The organism is Kitasatospora sp. GP30 (assembly GCF_029892145.1).
GTDB classification, from domain to species: Bacteria; Actinomycetota; Actinomycetes; order Streptomycetales; family Streptomycetaceae; genus Kitasatospora; species Kitasatospora acidiphila.
This window is the reverse complement of sequence record NZ_JARZAH010000001.1, coordinates 665,654-680,633: the sequence shown is the minus strand read 5'-3', so window position 1 is coordinate 680,633 and position 14,980 is coordinate 665,654. Positions and strand designations below refer to the sequence as shown.

The window sequence follows — 14,980 nt, the reverse complement described above, 5'->3', positions numbered from 1 at the left end:
CCTCTTGTCCGTGTGCAAGGCACCGGCTTCCCCTCCGGTGACTCGACCGACACACGCGTATCCCCAGAGTAGTTGCGCGTGGTACCAGTGGGAAGGGGGAGAAGGCGACTGCTTGTACGGTCAGAGATGCGCCCGTTGCAGTAGGTAGCGCATCGGCTCTCTGTAGCACTCCGGCTGCGCTCCGTGCCCCGTCCGAAGACTAGGCCAGCAAGCCGTGGTGCGGGAAGACCGCCCGGCGGGCGGCCAGGATCGCCTGGTCGATGCGGTCCGCGGGGTCGTAGCCGCCCTCGGCGAAGTCCCGGTAGTCCCCGGTGGCCCCGTCCGTCATCCGCAAGGGGGCCGGGCCGCGGGTTTGCCGGTAGACCTCGGCGCGCCACTCCTCGGGGGTCTCGGCCTTGGGGTCGATCGGGCGGCCGGCGGCGATCGCGACCAACTGGGTCCAGGCTCTGGGCACCACGTCCACCACCGCGTAACCGCCGCCGCCGAGCGCCACCCAGCGGCCGTCGCAGTGCCGGTGGGCCAGGTCGTGCAGGCTCTGGGCGACCACCCGCTGGGCGTCCACGGTGACCAGCAGATGGGCCAGCGGGTCCTCCAGGTGGGTGTCGGCGCCGTGCTGGCTGACGATCACCTGCGGCTTGAAGGCGGCCAGCAGCTCGGGCACGAAGGCGTGGAAGGCGCGCAGCCAGCCCGCGTCGGCGGTGCCGGCCGGCAGCGGCAGGTTGGCCGCCAGGCCCGGCGCGTCCCCGCCGCCGGTCTCGGTGGCCCAGCCGGTCTGCGGGAAGAGCGTGCCGGGGTGCTCGTGCAGCGAGATGGTGAGCACCCGCGGGTCGTCCCAGAAGGCCTGCTGCACGCCGTCGCCGTGGTGCACGTCGGTGTCCACGTAGGCGACCCGCTCGGCGCCGAGCTCCAGCAGCCGGGCGACGGCCAGGGCGGCGTCGTTGTACACGCAGAAGCCGGACGCCCGGCCGGGCATCGCGTGGTGCAGGCCGCCGGCGAAGTTGACGGCGTGCCGGGCGGTGCCCTGCCAGACCGCCTCGGCGGCGGCCACCGACTGGCCGGCGATCAGCGCGGAGGCGGTGTGGATGGCGGGGAAGACCGGGTTGTCCTCGGTGCCCAGGCCGTACGCCTCGTCCGCGGTGGCCGGGTCGGCGGCGGCCCGGCGCACGGCGGCCAGGTAGTCGGGGCGGTGCACCAGGGCGAGGGTGGAGTCGCCGGCCGGCGGCGCCGCGGTCACCGTGACGCTGGATGCGGCAGTCAGGCCGAAGGACTCCACCAGGCGCATGGTGAGCGCCAGGCGGACCGGGTCCATCGGGTGCCGGTCGCTGAACTTGTAGGCGGTTTCGGCTTCGTCCCAGAACAGGCGAAGCGCGCAGGACTGGTCAGACTCGGCTCGCGGCATGATCCAACGCTACTTGCTGGTGCCGAGCGGGCGCGAAGTGCCCACCGAGCGGCAGCACCGCCAGCACCAGCAGCAGCGGCGCGCAGAGCGCCCAGCGGTAGCCGGCCGCCCCGCTGATCGCGCCGACCAGCGGTGAACCGACCAGGAAACCCACGTAGTTGAAGAGGTTGAGCCGGGCCACGGCGGCGTCCGAGTCGGCCGGGAAGAGCCGGCCGCCGGCCGCGAACACCTGCGGGACGATCGCGCTGATCCCGGCCCCCAGCACCGTGAAGCCGGCGATGCCGACCCAGGGCGTCGGGGCCAGCGCGGCGATCACGAAGCCCAGCGCGGACACCACGGCACCGCAGCGCACCACCGCCGCCGCGCCGAACCGCTGCACCCCGCGGTCGCCGACGGTGCGGCCGAGCAGCATCGCGACCATGTAGCCGCCGTAGCCGAAGGCGCCCAGGCCGTCGCCGCTCTTCAGGGTCTCGGTGAGGTACTTGGCGCTCCAGTTGGAGACCGAGGAGTCGGCGATGTAGCTGAAGGCCATGGCGGCGCAGAGCGGCAGCAGCGGGCGCCACGGGATGGAGCGGGCGGCGGCCGCGGCGGCCTCCTGGACGGCGCTGCCCAACTCTTCGGGGCCGGCCAGGAACCGGCCGACCACCAGCGCGGCCGGGACCAGCACCGCCATGGTGACGCCGAACAGGAGTAGCAGGCGGACGTGCGCCCCGGCACCGGCCAGCGACGCGCCCACGATGCCGCCGAGGCTGAACGCGGCATGGAAGCCGATCATGATCGACCGGCCGTAGCGGTGCTGCAGGCCGACGCCGAGCATGTTCATCGAGGCGTCCAGCGCGCCGACCAGCAGCCCGAAGGCGGCCAGCGCCAGCACCAGGCTCCACAGCCGGCTGCCGAGGCCGACCGCGACCAGGGTGACGCAGAGGGTGGGCTGCACCACCCGCAGCACGGCCCGGGCCGAGGTGCGCTTGACGAGTTGTTCGGAGGTGATCGATCCGACCCCGGCCAGGATCGGCACCGCGGCCAGCAGCACCGTCAGGGCGCCGTCGCCCAGGTGGTACTGGCGCTGGATGCCCGGGATCCGGGTGACCAGCAGCGCGAAGGTGATGCCTTGCAGCAGGAAGCTGACCAGCAGCGCCAGCCTGGCCCGGCGCAGTCGCTCGTCCACCGCCACTTGGGCACCTCCCCCACCACCGGTCGGCAACTACCGGCCGGTACGAAGATATTGGCGCGAGCGTAGGGGGCGGCGCGGTGTTTGGGGAGGGGTCGGGAGGCGTTGCTTTACCTGCCTGCTACTTTTCGCCTTACTTTCCGCCGGAGGCCAGCTCCCGGGAGCGGTCCCGGGCCGCCTCCAGCGCCCCGAGCAGCGCGGCCCGCACCCCGTGGTTCTCCAACTCGCGGATGGCCGCGATGGTGGTGCCGGCCGGCGAGGTGACCGCCTCGCGCAGCTTGACCGGGTGCTCGCCGGAGTCGCGCAGCATCACCGAGGCGCCGATTGCCGACTGCACGATCAGGTCGTGCGCCACCTGCCGGGGCAGGCCGAGCAGGATCCCGGCGTCGGTCATCGCCTCGACCAGGTAGTAGAAGTAGGCCGGCCCGGAGCCGGAGAGCGCGGTGGCCGCGTCCTGCTGGGCCTCGGGCAGCCGCAGCACCTTGCCGACCGATTCGAAGATCTCCTCGGCCCGGCGCAGGTGCTCCTCGGTGGCGTGCGAGCCGCCGGAGATCACGCTCATGCCCTCGTCCACCAGGACCGGAGTGTTGGGCATCACCCGGACCACCGGGGTGCCCTCCGGCAGCCGGGCCTCGAACCAGCCGGTCGGGATGCCGGCCGCGGCCGAGATGACCAGCCGGCCCGGCGCCGGCTCCGAGGCCAGCTCGTCCATCAGGGCGCCCATGTCCTGCGGCTTGACCGCCAGGATCAGGGTGTCGGCGAGCTTGGCGGCCTCCTGGTTGGAGCAGGCCGTCACCCCGTAGCGCTCGCTCAGTTCGGCGGCCCGCTCCGGGCGGCGCGCGGTGACCAGCACGTCGGCCGGCCGCTTGCCGGCCCGCAGCAGGCCGGAGAGCAGGGCCTCACCGATCTTGCCGGTGCCGAGGAAGGCGATCCGCTGGGGATGGACGGCGCTGCTGCTCATGGCCTGGCTCCTTGATCACCGCGACGGTACTGCGGTCATCCTCGCACCGGGAGCTCGCGACCCCGTGAATCCGTCCGGCGAGTGGACAGATGTCACAGCTGTCACTCAGGTTCCTATGAACAGGAATATCACCGGGAGTCAAATGCTGAGTCAGATCTCTTCACTCAGCTGGCCAACTTCTCGTAAACACGCAGCGTGCGCTCGGCGACACCGGCCCAGGAGAACTGCTCGACCGCCCGCTGCCGACCCGCCGCACCGAAGCGCTCGGCCAGCTCGGCGTCGTCCAGCAGCCGGTTGACGGCCGCGGCCAGGCCGTCGGCGAGCTGCTCCGGGTCCACCGGCTCGCCGGTGGCGTCCGCCGTCGCGGTGTACGGCACCAGCAGGCCGGTGGCGCCGTCCTCGACCACCTCGGGGATCCCGCCGACCGCGGTGGCCACCACCGCCGTGCCGCAGGCCATCGCCTCCAGGTTGACGATGCCCATCGGCTCGTAGAGCGACGGGCAGACGAACACCCGAGCACGGGTGAGCAGTTGACGCACCGAGCGGGCGTCGAGCATGCCGTCGATCCGGACCACGCCGTCCCGCCGGCGGCCGAGCTCGTCGACCAGGCCGGCCACCTCGGCGCCGATCTCCGGGGTGTCCGGCTGCCCGCAGCAGAGCACCAGTTGGGCCTCGGGGCGCAGCCGGAACGCGGCCCGCAGCAGGTGCGGCAGGCCCTTCTGCCGGGTGACCCGGCCGACGAAGAGCACGATCGGGCGCTGCTCGTCGATGCCGAACCGGCGCAGCGCGTCCGGGCGCGGATCGGGCTGGTACTGCTCGGTGTCGATGCCGTTGTGGATGACGTGCACCTTCTCCGGGTCGATCGCCGGATAGGCGCGCAGGATGTCCTCCCGCATCGCGCCGGAGACCGCGATCAGCGCGTCGGCGGCCTCGGCCGCGGTGCGCTCCATCCAACCGGAGAGCGCGTAGCCGCCGCCGAGCTGCTCCGCCTTCCAGGGGCGCAGCGGCTCCAGGCTGTGCATGGTCATCACGTGCGGGATGCCGTGCAGCAGGCCGGCCAGGTGGCCCGCGGCGTTGGCGTACCAGGTGTGGCTGTGCACGACGTCGGCCCCGACCGCGTCGGCCGCCATCCGCAGGTCGGCGCCGAGGAACTGCAGGGCCGGGTTGCTCGCGGCCAGGTCGGCGGGCGGCTGGTAGGCGGTGGTGTCCGGCTCGCTCCGCTCGGCCCCCAGGCAGCGGACCCGCACCTCGGCCAGTCGGCGCAGTGCCCGGGTCAGTTCGGCCGCGTGGACACCGGCCCCGCCGTAGACCTCCGGCGGGTACTCCCTGGTCAGGAGGTCGATCCGCATGGGTTGAGGGTCCCTTCTGAGGTGGATGGGGAGCGAGGTCAGCAGCAGTTGCCACCGCTTCCCATCATCGGCGTGGCGGTGGCCGCCGGCATGACACCGGTGACGTCCGACTGCCGGCTCACCGGCACGGCAGCGGCGCCACCGCTGGTAGCGACCAGGCCTCCGCCGAGGCCCAGCACGAGGGCGGCAACAAGGAGCGGAAGGGTCTTGCGCATGACGGTCTGTACCTTTCGCCGGTCGAAGTTGTTGACAAGCAGAGTCAATCTAAGTTGACCGAAGCTGTCAATCATCAACTTCTGCACCAGTCAGAGTCGACGGAGAGTGACCATGGGATGGCGGGGAAGAGTAAGGAAAGCAAGGGTGTTCAGCCGATTGAGCGTCCTCGCGGCCGAGCGTTAACCTTGGCCAGAGTCACCAGGTGATGTAAAAGATGGAGTCAAATGGGCACCCCCGGGGTGCGGTCCGAGCGGCCGCCCTCCCCGTTGACCGGAGAACCATGGACCAATCACAGAGCGGCACGAACGGGATCGGGCAGCGGCTGCGCGAGCTGCGCCAGAAGCGCGGCCTGAACCAGCAGGACCTGGCTTCCGCGGACATCTCGGTCAGCTATGTCTCCCTGATCGAGACCGGCAAGCGGATCCCGTCCGAGGCGGTGCTCAAGACGCTGGCCGAGCGGGTCGGCTGCTCGGTCGACTACCTGCGCAGCGGCCGGGATGACAAGCGTGTCAAGGAGCTGGAGCTCAAGATCGCGTTCGGCGACATGGCGCTGCGCAACGGCGCCAACGGCGAGGCGCTCCAGTCCTTCAGCGAGGCCCTCGCACACGCCCCGCTGCTCGGCGAGGCGGCGGTGCGACGAGCGCGGTTGGGCCAGGCCACCGCCTTTGAGAAGCTGGGTCGAATGGAGGCCGCGATCCAGCTCTACACCACGCTCTTCGATGACCCGGCCGTCGTACCGGGCTCGGCCGAGTGGGCCCAGCTGGCGGTCTCGCTCTGCCGCAGCTATCGCGACGCCGGCGACTACACCCTCTCCGTCGAGATCGGCGAGCGGGCGATGAAGACGCTCGACGGGCTCGGCCTGGACTACACCGACGACCACATCCAGCTGGGTTCGACCCTGATCAGCTGCTACCAGCAGCGCGGCGATCTGACCCAGGCTCAGCTGCTGATCAACCGGCTCACCAGGGTCGCCGACGAGAACGGCTCGCGGACCGCTCGCGGCGCGGTCTACTGGAACGCCGCCGTCGTGGCAAACACCCGGGGCAAGTTCCAGGAGTCGCTGGCGATGGCCGAGCGGGCTCTGGCCCTGATGGCGGAGTCCGACAACGTCCGCCATGTCGGCATTCTCAAGCTCAACTGCGGCAACTACCTGCTCGACACCGGTACGACCGACCTCGGCCGAGTCCAGCAGCTGTTCGACGAGGCGCGTGAAGCCCTGCTGGAATGCGGTAACACCACGGACCAGGTCCATGTCGAGGGTCAGCAGGCCCGGCTGGCGCTGCACCAGGCCAACCCCGATCGCGCTGTCGACCTGGCAAGTCGAGCCCTGGGGCTGCTGCGCAACGAGTCCACCTATGCGGCCGGCCAGATCAGGGTCTACCTCGCCCAAGCACAGTACGAGCGGGGCGATTCGGAGGCGGCCGTGGAGACGCTGCACGCTCTCGTGCGCCAGCTCGGGCGGGTCGCCACCAACCGACACATCGCCGTCGTCTGGCGGCAGGTGGGTGACCTGTGGCGGCAACTGGGCCATGCCAGTGAAGCGCTGGCCGCCTACGACCGCGCGCTGGGGGAAGCCGGCCTGCAGTCCCTGGACAAGCTCACCCGCACCCCGGTGCCCACCGTCTGACCCTCCCCCACCCCGTTCGGGCGTGCCCCGCGCCCGCCCGAACGGCACCGGGCCTATGACGCACACCGTCTGACCGGTGTGCGCCATGAGCCCGGTGGGTCTCGGTCTCATCGGCCGGCCCGTCGGCTCACTCGGCCCGGCGGGCCGGTGCCAGCGGCAGGTCGGGCCCGGCCGGGCAGAGCCACACGGTGGCCAGCGGCGGCAGCGTCAGCTCGACACTGAACGGCTGCCCCTGCCAGGCCTGTTCGCCCGCCTGGTGGGCCTCCCGGCTGCCCGCGCCGCTGCCGCCGAACCGCGCCTCGTCGGTGTCCAGCACCGGGTACCAGGTGCCGCCGGCCGGCAGCCCGATCCGGTAGTCGGTGCGGACCGCCGGCGACAGGTTGCTGACTGCCACCAGGGCCCGCCCGGCCGCGTCCCAGCGGACGAAGGAGTAGACGTTGTCCTGCGCGGCGTCCGCGTCCAGCCAGCAGAAGCCGCCCGGCGCGGAGTCCTGCTGCCACAGCGGCGGGTAGTCCTGGTAGATCCGGTTGAGCTCGGAGACCAGCCGCTGCACCCCGCGGTGCTCGGCCGCGGCCGGCCAGTCGCCGTCCAGCAGCCACCACTGCGGGCCGTCGTCGTGCTGGAACTCCGCGCCCTGCGCGAACTCCTGACCCATGAACAGCAGTTGCTTGCCCGGGTGGGCCCACATGAAGCCCAGATAGGCGCGCTGGTTGGCGCGCTGCTGCCACCAGTCGCCGGGCATCTTGCCGACCAGCGCGCCCTTGCCGTGCACCACCTCGTCGTGCGAGATCGGCAGCACGTAGTTCTCCGAGTACGCGTAGACCATGGAGAAGGTCAACTCGTGGTGGTGGTACTGACGGTGGACCGGCTCACGGGAGAAGTACCGCAGCGAGTCGTGCATCCAGCCCATGTTCCACTTCAGGCCGAAGCCCAGACCGCCGCTGTCGGTGGGGCGGGTGACGCCGTCCCAGGCGGTGGACTCCTCGGCGATGGTCACCACGCCGCTGCAGCGGCGGTAGGCGGTGGCGTTCATCTCCTGGAGGAACCGCACCGCGTCCAGGTTCTCCCGCCCGCCGTCGGCGTTCGGCAGCCACTGGCCGTCGGGGCGGGAGTAGTCGAGGTAGAGCATCGAGGCGACGGCGTCGACCCGCAGGCCGTCGATGTGGAACTCCTCGCACCAGTAGACCGCGTTGGCGACCAGGAAGTTGCGCACCTCGGCGCGGCCGTAGTCGAAGGTCAGGGTGCCCCAGTCCGGGTGCTCGGCACGGCGCGGGTCGGCCGGCTCGTAGAGCGGCTCGCCGTCGAACCGGGCCAGCGCGAAGCCGTCCTTGGGGAAGTGGGCCGGCACCCAGTCCATGATCACGCCGATCCCGGCCTGGTGCAGCGCGTCCACCAGGTGGCGGAAGTCGTCGGGCGAGCCCAGCCGCGACGTCGGCGCGTAGAACCCCGACACCTGATAGCCCCACGACCCGCCGAACGGATGCTCCATCAACGGCATGAACTCCACATGCGTGAAGTTCAACTCCCGCAGGTATGCCGGAAGTTCGACGGCGAGTTGACGATATGTCAGGCCGGGCCGCCAGGACGGCAGATGCACCTCGTAGATCGTCATGGCGCGATCCAGGTACGACCCCTCGGCGCGGCGCCGCATCCACCCGGTGTCGCCCCAGGCGTAGTGCGAGCCGTGCACCACCGAGGCGTTGGCGGGCGGCACCTCGGCGGCGCGGGCCAACGGGTCGGCCTTCTGCACCAGGCGCCCGTCCCGGGTGGCGATCTCGAACTTGTAGCGGGCGCCCTCGCCCACCCCGGGCACGAACAGCTCCCAGACCCCGCTGCCGCCCAGCGAGCGCATCGGGTGCCCGGCGCCGTTCCAGAGGTTGAAGTCGCCGACCAGGCGCACCCCTTCGGCGTTCGGCGCCCACACCGCGAAGGCCGTCCCCTGGGCGCCGTTCACGGTGCGCGGCTGGGCGCCCAGCACCCGCCACAGCTCCTCGTGCCGGCCCTCCCGGATCAGGTGCAGGTCCAACTGGCCGAGGGTGGGCGCGAACTGGTAGCCGTCCGGCTCGGGCTCGCCCAGCTCCGTGTCGTAGGACGTCCGCAGCAGGTAGCGGGCCTGCCAGCTGATCGGCAGCAGGCCGGTGAACAGGCCGTCGTCGGCCGGGGCCAGCGCCATCGGGCCGACCTCGGTCTCCAGCACCACCTGGCGGGCGCCGGGGCGCAGCACCCGCACCGCCACCCCGTCGCGCACCAGGTGGGCGCCGAGCACGGAGTGCGGGTCGTGGTGCCGGCCGGACAGCAGCCGTTCGGTCTGCTCCGGGGCGGGTCGGGCCGGGGCGAGCTGCAGGACCGGGGGATCCAGTTCTAGGGTCAGGCGCAAAGTCACGGGAGCGCGGTCCTTAACGTCCGTAGGGTGGGCGGGATCAGCGGCCGAAGACCAGGCGCTGGATCGCGGCCATCGGGATGGGCAGCCAGTCGGGGCGGTGCTGGGCCTCGTAGACCGCCTCGTAGACGGCCTTCTCCGCCTCGAAGGCACGCAGCGCCACCGGCTGGCAGTACGGGTCCATGCCGCCGGCCGCGGCGTAGCCGGCGGTGAAGGCCCGCCGGTTGCGCACCGACCAGGCGTAGGCCCGGCGGCTGCGGCGCATCCGCGCGGCGGCCTGCTCGGCGGACTCGGCGAGCGGGCCGTCCGCCACCGCGGCCGACTCCGGCAGCGCGGCCAGCGCCTGCTGGCCGGCGTAGTCGAAGGAGCGCAGCATGCCCGCCACATCGCGCAGCACCGGCTGCGGCTGGTAGCGCTCGGCCACCGGGCGGGCCGGCTCCCCCTCGAAGTCGATCACCTTCCAGCCGTCCTCGGTGCTCAGCACCTGTCCCAGGTGCAGGTCGCCGTGGATCCGCTGCGCGGTGTACCGCAGGCCGCGCCCGGCGAGTCTGCCCCAGTCCTCGTAGAGGCCGCCCAGCCGGCCGGCGTAGGGCTCCAGTTGGGGGACGACCTGGACCGCGGCGCGCAGCTCCCGGCGGAGCTGGTCGACTTGGGCGGCGACGTCATCGGGGGTCAGGGTGACCTGCCCGAAGGCCTGCGCGAGGGAGGCGTGCACCTCGGCCACGGCCGCGCCGAGGGCCCGGGAGTCCTCGGTGAAGCAGTCCAGCACCGGGACGCTCCGCAGCGAGCAGTTGATCGACTCGGCGGCCTGCTCGACGGCCAGCTGCCAGCCGTCGCCGCGCGCCGGGAGGAACTCCTCCAGGATGCCGAGCACCACCGGCTCGCCGCCGTCCGTGTGCAGCCAGCCGGCCAGGCCCGGGATCCGGCGGCAGTGCACCTGGGTGAGCCCGCGCAGCGCGTCGGTCTCCGGGTGCGGGCCCGGTTCGGGCTGCCGGAACAGCTTGAAGAGCAGTTGGTCGCCGAAGACCACCGTGCTGTTGCTCTGCTCCACCGCCAGCGCCCGGGCGCTCAGCCCGGTGGGCACCGCCGGGGCGCCGGTGAGCGACATCCGCAGGCCCCCCTCGCCGCCCGGTCCGACCGTGCGCTCCAGCAGGCGCTCCATCAACTCGTGGTCCTCGGTGGCCTCGTAGAGCGTCCAGCCGTCCCAGCGGCCGCCCTGGGCCCGGCCGATCACCGCCCGGCCCAGCCCTTCGGGCAGCTCGGGGCGCAGCCCGACCAGCAGCTGGTAGTGGTGCGACACGTCGGCGCCGTGCCGGGCGTCCAGCAGCGAGTGCAGCAGCACCGGGGTGCGGTCGCCGCCCTGCTCGCCGTCCAGCACGCTGGCGCTGACCGGGCGCAGCTCCTCCAGGTGCCCCTGCTCATGGGTGAACCAGCGGCGGGTGACCAGCCAGGGCAGCAGGGCCGGCAGCAGCGGGCGGAGCAGGCCGTCGGCCTGGAGGTCGTCGCCGTGCTGGGCGTTCAGGCAGGTGGCGCACAGGGTCGCGGGCATCTCAGGGCTCCTGACGGACCGTCAGTAGATGGGCCGGGCTGCGGGACGGGTCGAGCCGGACGTAGTTGTGCCGGTGCCACCGGTACTCCTCGCCGTTGAACTCGCAGCGCACCTTGGCGGGTGCGAGCTCCTCGGGCACGGTGACGATGGCCTCCTGCACCTGCTCCGGGTCCAGATTGACCACCACGATCACCCGGTCGTCGCCGGTGCGCTTGGTGTAGGCGATCACCTGGTCGTTGTCGGTCTCCAGGAACTCCAGGTTGCGCAGGTCCTGCAGTGCCGGGTGGGCCCGGCGCAGCTCGTTGAGCCGGGTGAGCAGCGGGGCCAGGGTGTCGGTGCGGGCCCAGTCGCGCGGGCGCAGCTGGTACTTCTCCGAGTCCAGGTACTCCTCGCCGTCGCCCAACGGGGCGCTCTCGTACAGCTCGTAGCCGGCGTAGATGCCGTAGCTGGGCGACAGGGTGGCGGCGAGCACGGCGCGGATCGCGAATGCCGCAGGTCCCGCGTGCTGCAGCTGGCGGGGCAGGATGTCCGGGGTGCTGGCGAAGAAGTTGGGGCGCAGGAAGGCACCGGTCTCTTCGGTCAACTCGGTGAGGTACTCGGTGAGTTCCTGCTTGGTGGTGCGCCAGGTGAAGTAGGTGTACGACTGCTGGAAGCCGACCTTCGCCAGCGTCTGGAGCATCGCGGGCCGGGTGAAGGCCTCGGCCAGGAAGATGATGTCGGGGTCGGTGCGGTTGATCTCGCCGATCACCTTCTCCCAGAAGTGGACGGGCTTGGTGTGCGGGTTGTCGACCCGGAAGATCCGCACGCCGTGGCCCATCCAGTGGCGCAGCAGCCGCAGGGTCTCGGCCACCAGGCCGTCGAAGTCCTGGTCGAAGTTGATCGGGTAGATGTCCTGGTACTTCTTGGGCGGGTTCTCGGCGTAGGCGATGGTGCCGTCGATGCGGTGGCTGAACCACTCGGGGTGCTTGTTGACCCAGGGGTGGTCGGGGGAGGCCTGGAGGGCGAAGTCCAGGGCGATCTCCAGGCCGAGTTCGCCGGCGCGGGCGACGAAGGCGTCGAAGTCCTCGATGGTGCCCAGGTCCGGGTGGATCGCGTCGTGGCCGCCCTCGGGGGAGCCGATCGCCCACGGCGAGCCGACGTCGTCGGGGCCCGGGGTCAGGGTGTTGTCGGGGCCCTTGCGGTAGGCCTGCCCGATCGGGTGGATCGGCGGCAGGTAGACCACGTCGAAGCCCATCGCGGCGACCGCCGGCAGCCGCTCGGCAGCGGTCTGGAAGGTGCCCGAGCGCGGGGGGTTCAAGGTGGCGCCCTCGGACCGCGGGAAGAACTCGTACCACGACCCGTACAGCGCCCGCCGCCGCTCCACCTGCAGCGGCAGGGGCGCCGAGGAGGTCACCAACTCCCGCAGCGGATAGCGCTCCAGCACCGCCGCGACCCGCGGCAGCAGTGCCGCCGCCAGCCGGGCGAGCGGCGTCCGGCCGCGGTCGCGCAGCCCGGCCACGGCGGTGCGCACGGCGGTCCGGCCGCCGCCCTCGGGCACCCCGGCGGCCACCCGCTCAAGGAGCAGCGCGCCCTCCTCCAGGGTGAGTTCGAGGTCCTGCCCGGCCGGGATCTTGACGCCGGCCCGGTCCAGCCAGCTGGCCACCGGGTCGCTCCAGGCCTCCACCGTGAAGCTCCACCGGCCGATGGCGTCCGCGGTGACCTCGGCGCCCCAGCGGTCGGTGCCGGGCGCCAGCTCCCGCATCGCAACCCACGGTCCGGGGCGGCCGTCCGGGTCGCGCAGCACCACGTTGGCGCCGAGCCGGCCGTGGCCCTCGCGGAACACGGTCGCGCTGATCAGGAAGCTCTCGCCGACCACGGCCTTGGCCGGGCGCCGCCCCTGGGCCACCACCGGGCTGACGTCGATCACGGGTATCCGCCCGGCCAGCGGCGGCAGTTCACCGCTCGGGGTCTGCTGGGGCCGCGCGGCCAGATCGGTCATGCCAGGCTCCCGACGCGGCGCGCGGCGCGCTTGCCGAGCTCCTCGATGATCTGCCGGGCGAACAGGTGGCAGTGGTTGCCGGTGCGGGCGGTGACCAGGTCCTCGTCGACCACCACGTCCTCGTCCACGTAGACGCCGCCCATGTTGCGCAGGTCGCCCAGCAGGTTGTTGTGCACCACCGCGCGGCGGCCGCGGATCACCGCGGGGATCGGGGCGGCCAGCCACATGCCGTGGCAGATGATCCCCTTGATGATCGCCGGATCGGCGAAGGCCCGGCGCAGCAGCGCGGCGGCCGGCGGCAGTTGGTTGACGTCCTCGGTGTAGCGCAGCCGGTCGGCGACGATGCCCGAGGGCACGATCAGCGCCGCGAACTCCTTGAGCGCGTACTCGTCCAGGTCCTCGAAGGACTCCGAGACCTCGAACGGCATCCGGTGCTCGTGACCCCGGAAGACCAGTCGCTCGCTGCCCCAGAGCCGAGTGAGGAAGTGCACCTCGGCACCCTCCTCGGCGAACCGGCGCTGGTAGTAGAGGATCTCCGGTTCGTAGAAGTCGCTCTCCATCAGGACGGCGATCTTCTGGCCGTTCAGCGCCACGGCGCGCTCTCCCTTCGCAGACGTTGGCTCGGTCGGGGCCGATCGGGTCAGGCGGTGCGGCCGATGACGAGGTCGATCAGGAACGGGCCGTTGTGGGCCAGCATCCGGGTGATCGCCGGCGCCACCTGCTCGGGCTTCTCCACCCGCACCGCCGGCACCGCCAGCGACTCGGCGAGCTTGACGAAGTCGATCGCGGGGTGGTCGAGGTCGAACGGGCCGGGGAACTCGTGGTGCTCGACGTGGACCGTCTTCCAGTACTCCTCGATGTTCAGATCGAGCAGCTTGTAGCGGCCGTTGTTGCAGATCACGAACTTGGCGGCGATGCCGTAGCGGGCGGCGGTCCAGAGCGCCTGCACGGTGTACATGCTGCCGCCGTCGCCGGTGAAGCCGATCACCTCGCGCTCCGGGTGGGCCAGCTTGGCGCCGACCGCCCCGGGGATGCCGACACCCAGCGAGCCGCCGCGGGTCTGGTGCCACTGCCCGGGCACATCGGCCGGCAGGTGGCGGAACAGGCCGGGCGAGCTGGTCAGCGCCTCGTCGAAGAGCACCGCGTCGGTGGGCAGGTGCTTGGCCAGCTCCCAGCCGAACAGCTCGGCGCAGAGCGGGTCGTGGCCGACCCCGGCGATGTCCAGCGCGGCCTTCTCCAGCTCGGCGATCTTGCGCTGCTGGGTGGCGTTGGTGAGCCGGCCCGCCGCGTCCGCCTTCTGCTCACCGGTCTGGCGGCGGCGCAGCGCCTCGGTGAGCCGGGGCAGGGTGGCCTTGGGGTCGGCCAGCAGACCGAGGTCCACCGGGAAGTTCTTGGCGATCGCCCCGCTGTCCAGGTCGACGTGGACCACCTTGGCGTCCGGGGCGAAGACGCCGTCGAGCAGCGGGTAGACCTCGTTGAGGGTGTAGGTGCCGACGATCAGCACCCCGTCCGCCGGGTTGATGACCTTGGCGCTGGCCTCGCCGAACATGTGGCCAAGCTGGCCGCCGAACAGCGGGTGCGAGGCCGGCAGGTTGACCTCGGCCCAGTCCGCGCCCCAGACGGTGGCGCCCCAGGCCTCCGCGAACTCCGCCAACTCGCCCTGGGCGCCCGAGAAGTGGACGCCGTCGCCGGCCAGGATCAGCGGGTGGCGGGCGGGGGCGAGCAGCGCGGCGGCCTGCTCGACCCAGGCGGCGTCCGGCACGCTGGTGGTGGTCGGGTAGGAGGTGGGGACCGCGTCCTCGGTGGTCTCCTGGTCCATCACATCGGCGGGCAGGACCACCAGCACCGGCCCGTAGGGCGGGGTGCCCGCGACCTTGAAGGCCCGGCGCAGCACCCGCAGGGTGGACTGCGGATCCACCACCCGGGTGGCCCACTTGGTCACCGGCTTGGCCATCCCGACCAGGTCGGCGGCCATCTGGGCGTCCATGCTGTCGTAGGCCAGGCCCGACTCGCCGACGATGCAGACCAGCGGCGCGTGGCCGCGCATCGCCTGGTAGAGCATGCCGATGCCGTTGCCCAGGCCCACCCCGGAGTGCAGTTGGAGCAGGGCGGGCTTGCGGGTGGCCCGGGCGTAGCCGTCGGCGATGCCGACCACCACGGCCTCCTGCAGGGCGAGCACGTACTGCAGGTCGGGGAAGTCGCGCAGCTCGTCCAGGAATCCCTGCTCCACGGTGCCGGGATTGCCGAACATGTACTGCACGCCGTCGGCCCTGAACTGTTCGTGGATCGCCACTCGGGCGGGCCTGCTGCCGGCCATCTCAGCCTCATCTCTGCAAGGTCGGATCTGGAG

At 72.0% G+C, this 14,980-nt stretch carries 11 protein-coding genes; 1 reads left to right on the top strand and 10 read right to left on the bottom strand.

The features are described from left to right. Positions 1 to 199: 199 nt before the first annotated feature. The 5 genes from P3T35_RS03150 to P3T35_RS03130 form a co-directional block, all read right to left on the bottom strand. On the bottom strand, positions 200 to 1,399 hold the full coding sequence (locus tag P3T35_RS03150; RefSeq protein WP_101381291.1) for an acetoin utilization protein AcuC: 1,200 nt from the start codon (positions 1,397 to 1,399) through the stop codon (positions 200 to 202). Further along, positions 1,380 to 2,573, bottom strand: coding sequence for an MFS transporter (locus P3T35_RS03145; RefSeq protein ID WP_348533393.1), 1,194 nt, complete (start codon positions 2,571 to 2,573; stop codon positions 1,380 to 1,382). Before P3T35_RS03145 ends, P3T35_RS03150 begins: the two co-directional genes overlap by 20 nt. A gap of 130 nt (positions 2,574 to 2,703) precedes the next feature. After that, entirely contained in the window at positions 2,704 to 3,531 is an 828-nt protein-coding gene (gene proC / locus P3T35_RS03140) for a pyrroline-5-carboxylate reductase (RefSeq protein WP_101381290.1), read from the bottom strand. A 164-nt stretch (positions 3,532 to 3,695) separates the two neighbouring features. Beyond that, positions 3,696 to 4,880, bottom strand: a complete 1,185-nt coding sequence (gene glgA / locus P3T35_RS03135; RefSeq protein WP_101381289.1) for a glycogen synthase — start codon at positions 4,878 to 4,880, stop codon at positions 3,696 to 3,698. Positions 4,881 to 4,918: 38 nt separating this feature from the next. Beyond that, entirely contained in the window at positions 4,919 to 5,182 is a 264-nt protein-coding gene (locus P3T35_RS03130; protein ID WP_143676858.1) for a hypothetical protein, read from the bottom strand. A 194-nt stretch (positions 5,183 to 5,376) separates the two neighbouring features. On the opposite strand from P3T35_RS03130, the gene P3T35_RS03125 reads away from it, so the two are divergent. Further along, on the top strand, positions 5,377 to 6,723 hold the full coding sequence (locus tag P3T35_RS03125; protein WP_101381287.1) for a helix-turn-helix domain-containing protein: 1,347 nt from the start codon (positions 5,377 to 5,379) through the stop codon (positions 6,721 to 6,723). Positions 6,724 to 6,850: 127 nt separating this feature from the next. Here the strand turns inward: P3T35_RS03125 and glgB are convergent, their stop codons facing one another. Genes glgB through P3T35_RS03100 form a run of 5 tightly spaced genes read right to left on the bottom strand, consistent with a single transcriptional unit; the run spans position 6,851 to position 14,947 of the window. After that, positions 6,851 to 9,100 carry a 1,4-alpha-glucan branching protein GlgB gene (gene glgB / locus P3T35_RS03120; protein ID WP_280704111.1) on the bottom strand — a complete coding sequence of 750 codons (2,250 nt, stop codon included), beginning with the start codon at positions 9,098 to 9,100 and terminating at the stop codon, positions 6,851 to 6,853. Between the two features lie 43 nt (positions 9,101 to 9,143). Further along, positions 9,144 to 10,652 carry a phosphotransferase gene (locus P3T35_RS03115; RefSeq protein WP_101381285.1) on the bottom strand — a complete coding sequence of 503 codons (1,509 nt, stop codon included), beginning with the start codon at positions 10,650 to 10,652 and terminating at the stop codon, positions 9,144 to 9,146. 1 nt (position 10,653) lies between these two features. After that, the gene (locus P3T35_RS03110) at positions 10,654 to 12,630 is read right to left on the bottom strand and encodes an alpha-1,4-glucan--maltose-1-phosphate maltosyltransferase (RefSeq protein ID WP_101381284.1); all 1,977 of its coding nucleotides are present in this window, start codon (positions 12,628 to 12,630) and stop codon (positions 10,654 to 10,656) included. Beyond that, positions 12,627 to 13,223 carry a DJ-1/PfpI family protein gene (locus P3T35_RS03105; RefSeq protein ID WP_101381283.1) on the bottom strand — a complete coding sequence of 199 codons (597 nt, stop codon included), beginning with the start codon at positions 13,221 to 13,223 and terminating at the stop codon, positions 12,627 to 12,629. The genes P3T35_RS03110 and P3T35_RS03105 overlap by 4 nt, the downstream gene beginning before the upstream one ends. 47 nt (positions 13,224 to 13,270) lie before the next feature. Next, complete coding sequence (locus tag P3T35_RS03100; RefSeq protein WP_101381282.1) at positions 13,271 to 14,947, bottom strand: thiamine pyrophosphate-binding protein; 1,677 nt, start codon at positions 14,945 to 14,947, stop codon at positions 13,271 to 13,273. Positions 14,948 to 14,980 lie beyond the last annotated feature (33 nt).

Coding starts and splice junctions, on each gene's coding strand:
- P3T35_RS03150 (WP_101381291.1), bottom strand. CDS start 1,399: ATGCCGCGAGCCGAGTCTGACCAGTCCTGCGCGCTTCGCCTGTTCTGG.
- proC (WP_101381290.1), bottom strand. CDS start 3,531: ATGAGCAGCAGCGCCGTCCATCCCCAGCGGATCGCCTTCCTCGGCACC.
- glgA (WP_101381289.1), bottom strand. CDS start 4,880: ATGCGGATCGACCTCCTGACCAGGGAGTACCCGCCGGAGGTCTACGGC.
- P3T35_RS03125 (WP_101381287.1), top strand. CDS start 5,377: ATGGACCAATCACAGAGCGGCACGAACGGGATCGGGCAGCGGCTGCGC.
- P3T35_RS03115 (WP_101381285.1), bottom strand. CDS start 10,652: ATGCCCGCGACCCTGTGCGCCACCTGCCTGAACGCCCAGCACGGCGAC.
- P3T35_RS03110 (WP_101381284.1), bottom strand. CDS start 12,630: ATGACCGATCTGGCCGCGCGGCCCCAGCAGACCCCGAGCGGTGAACTG.
- P3T35_RS03100 (WP_101381282.1), bottom strand. CDS start 14,947: ATGGCCGGCAGCAGGCCCGCCCGAGTGGCGATCCACGAACAGTTCAGG.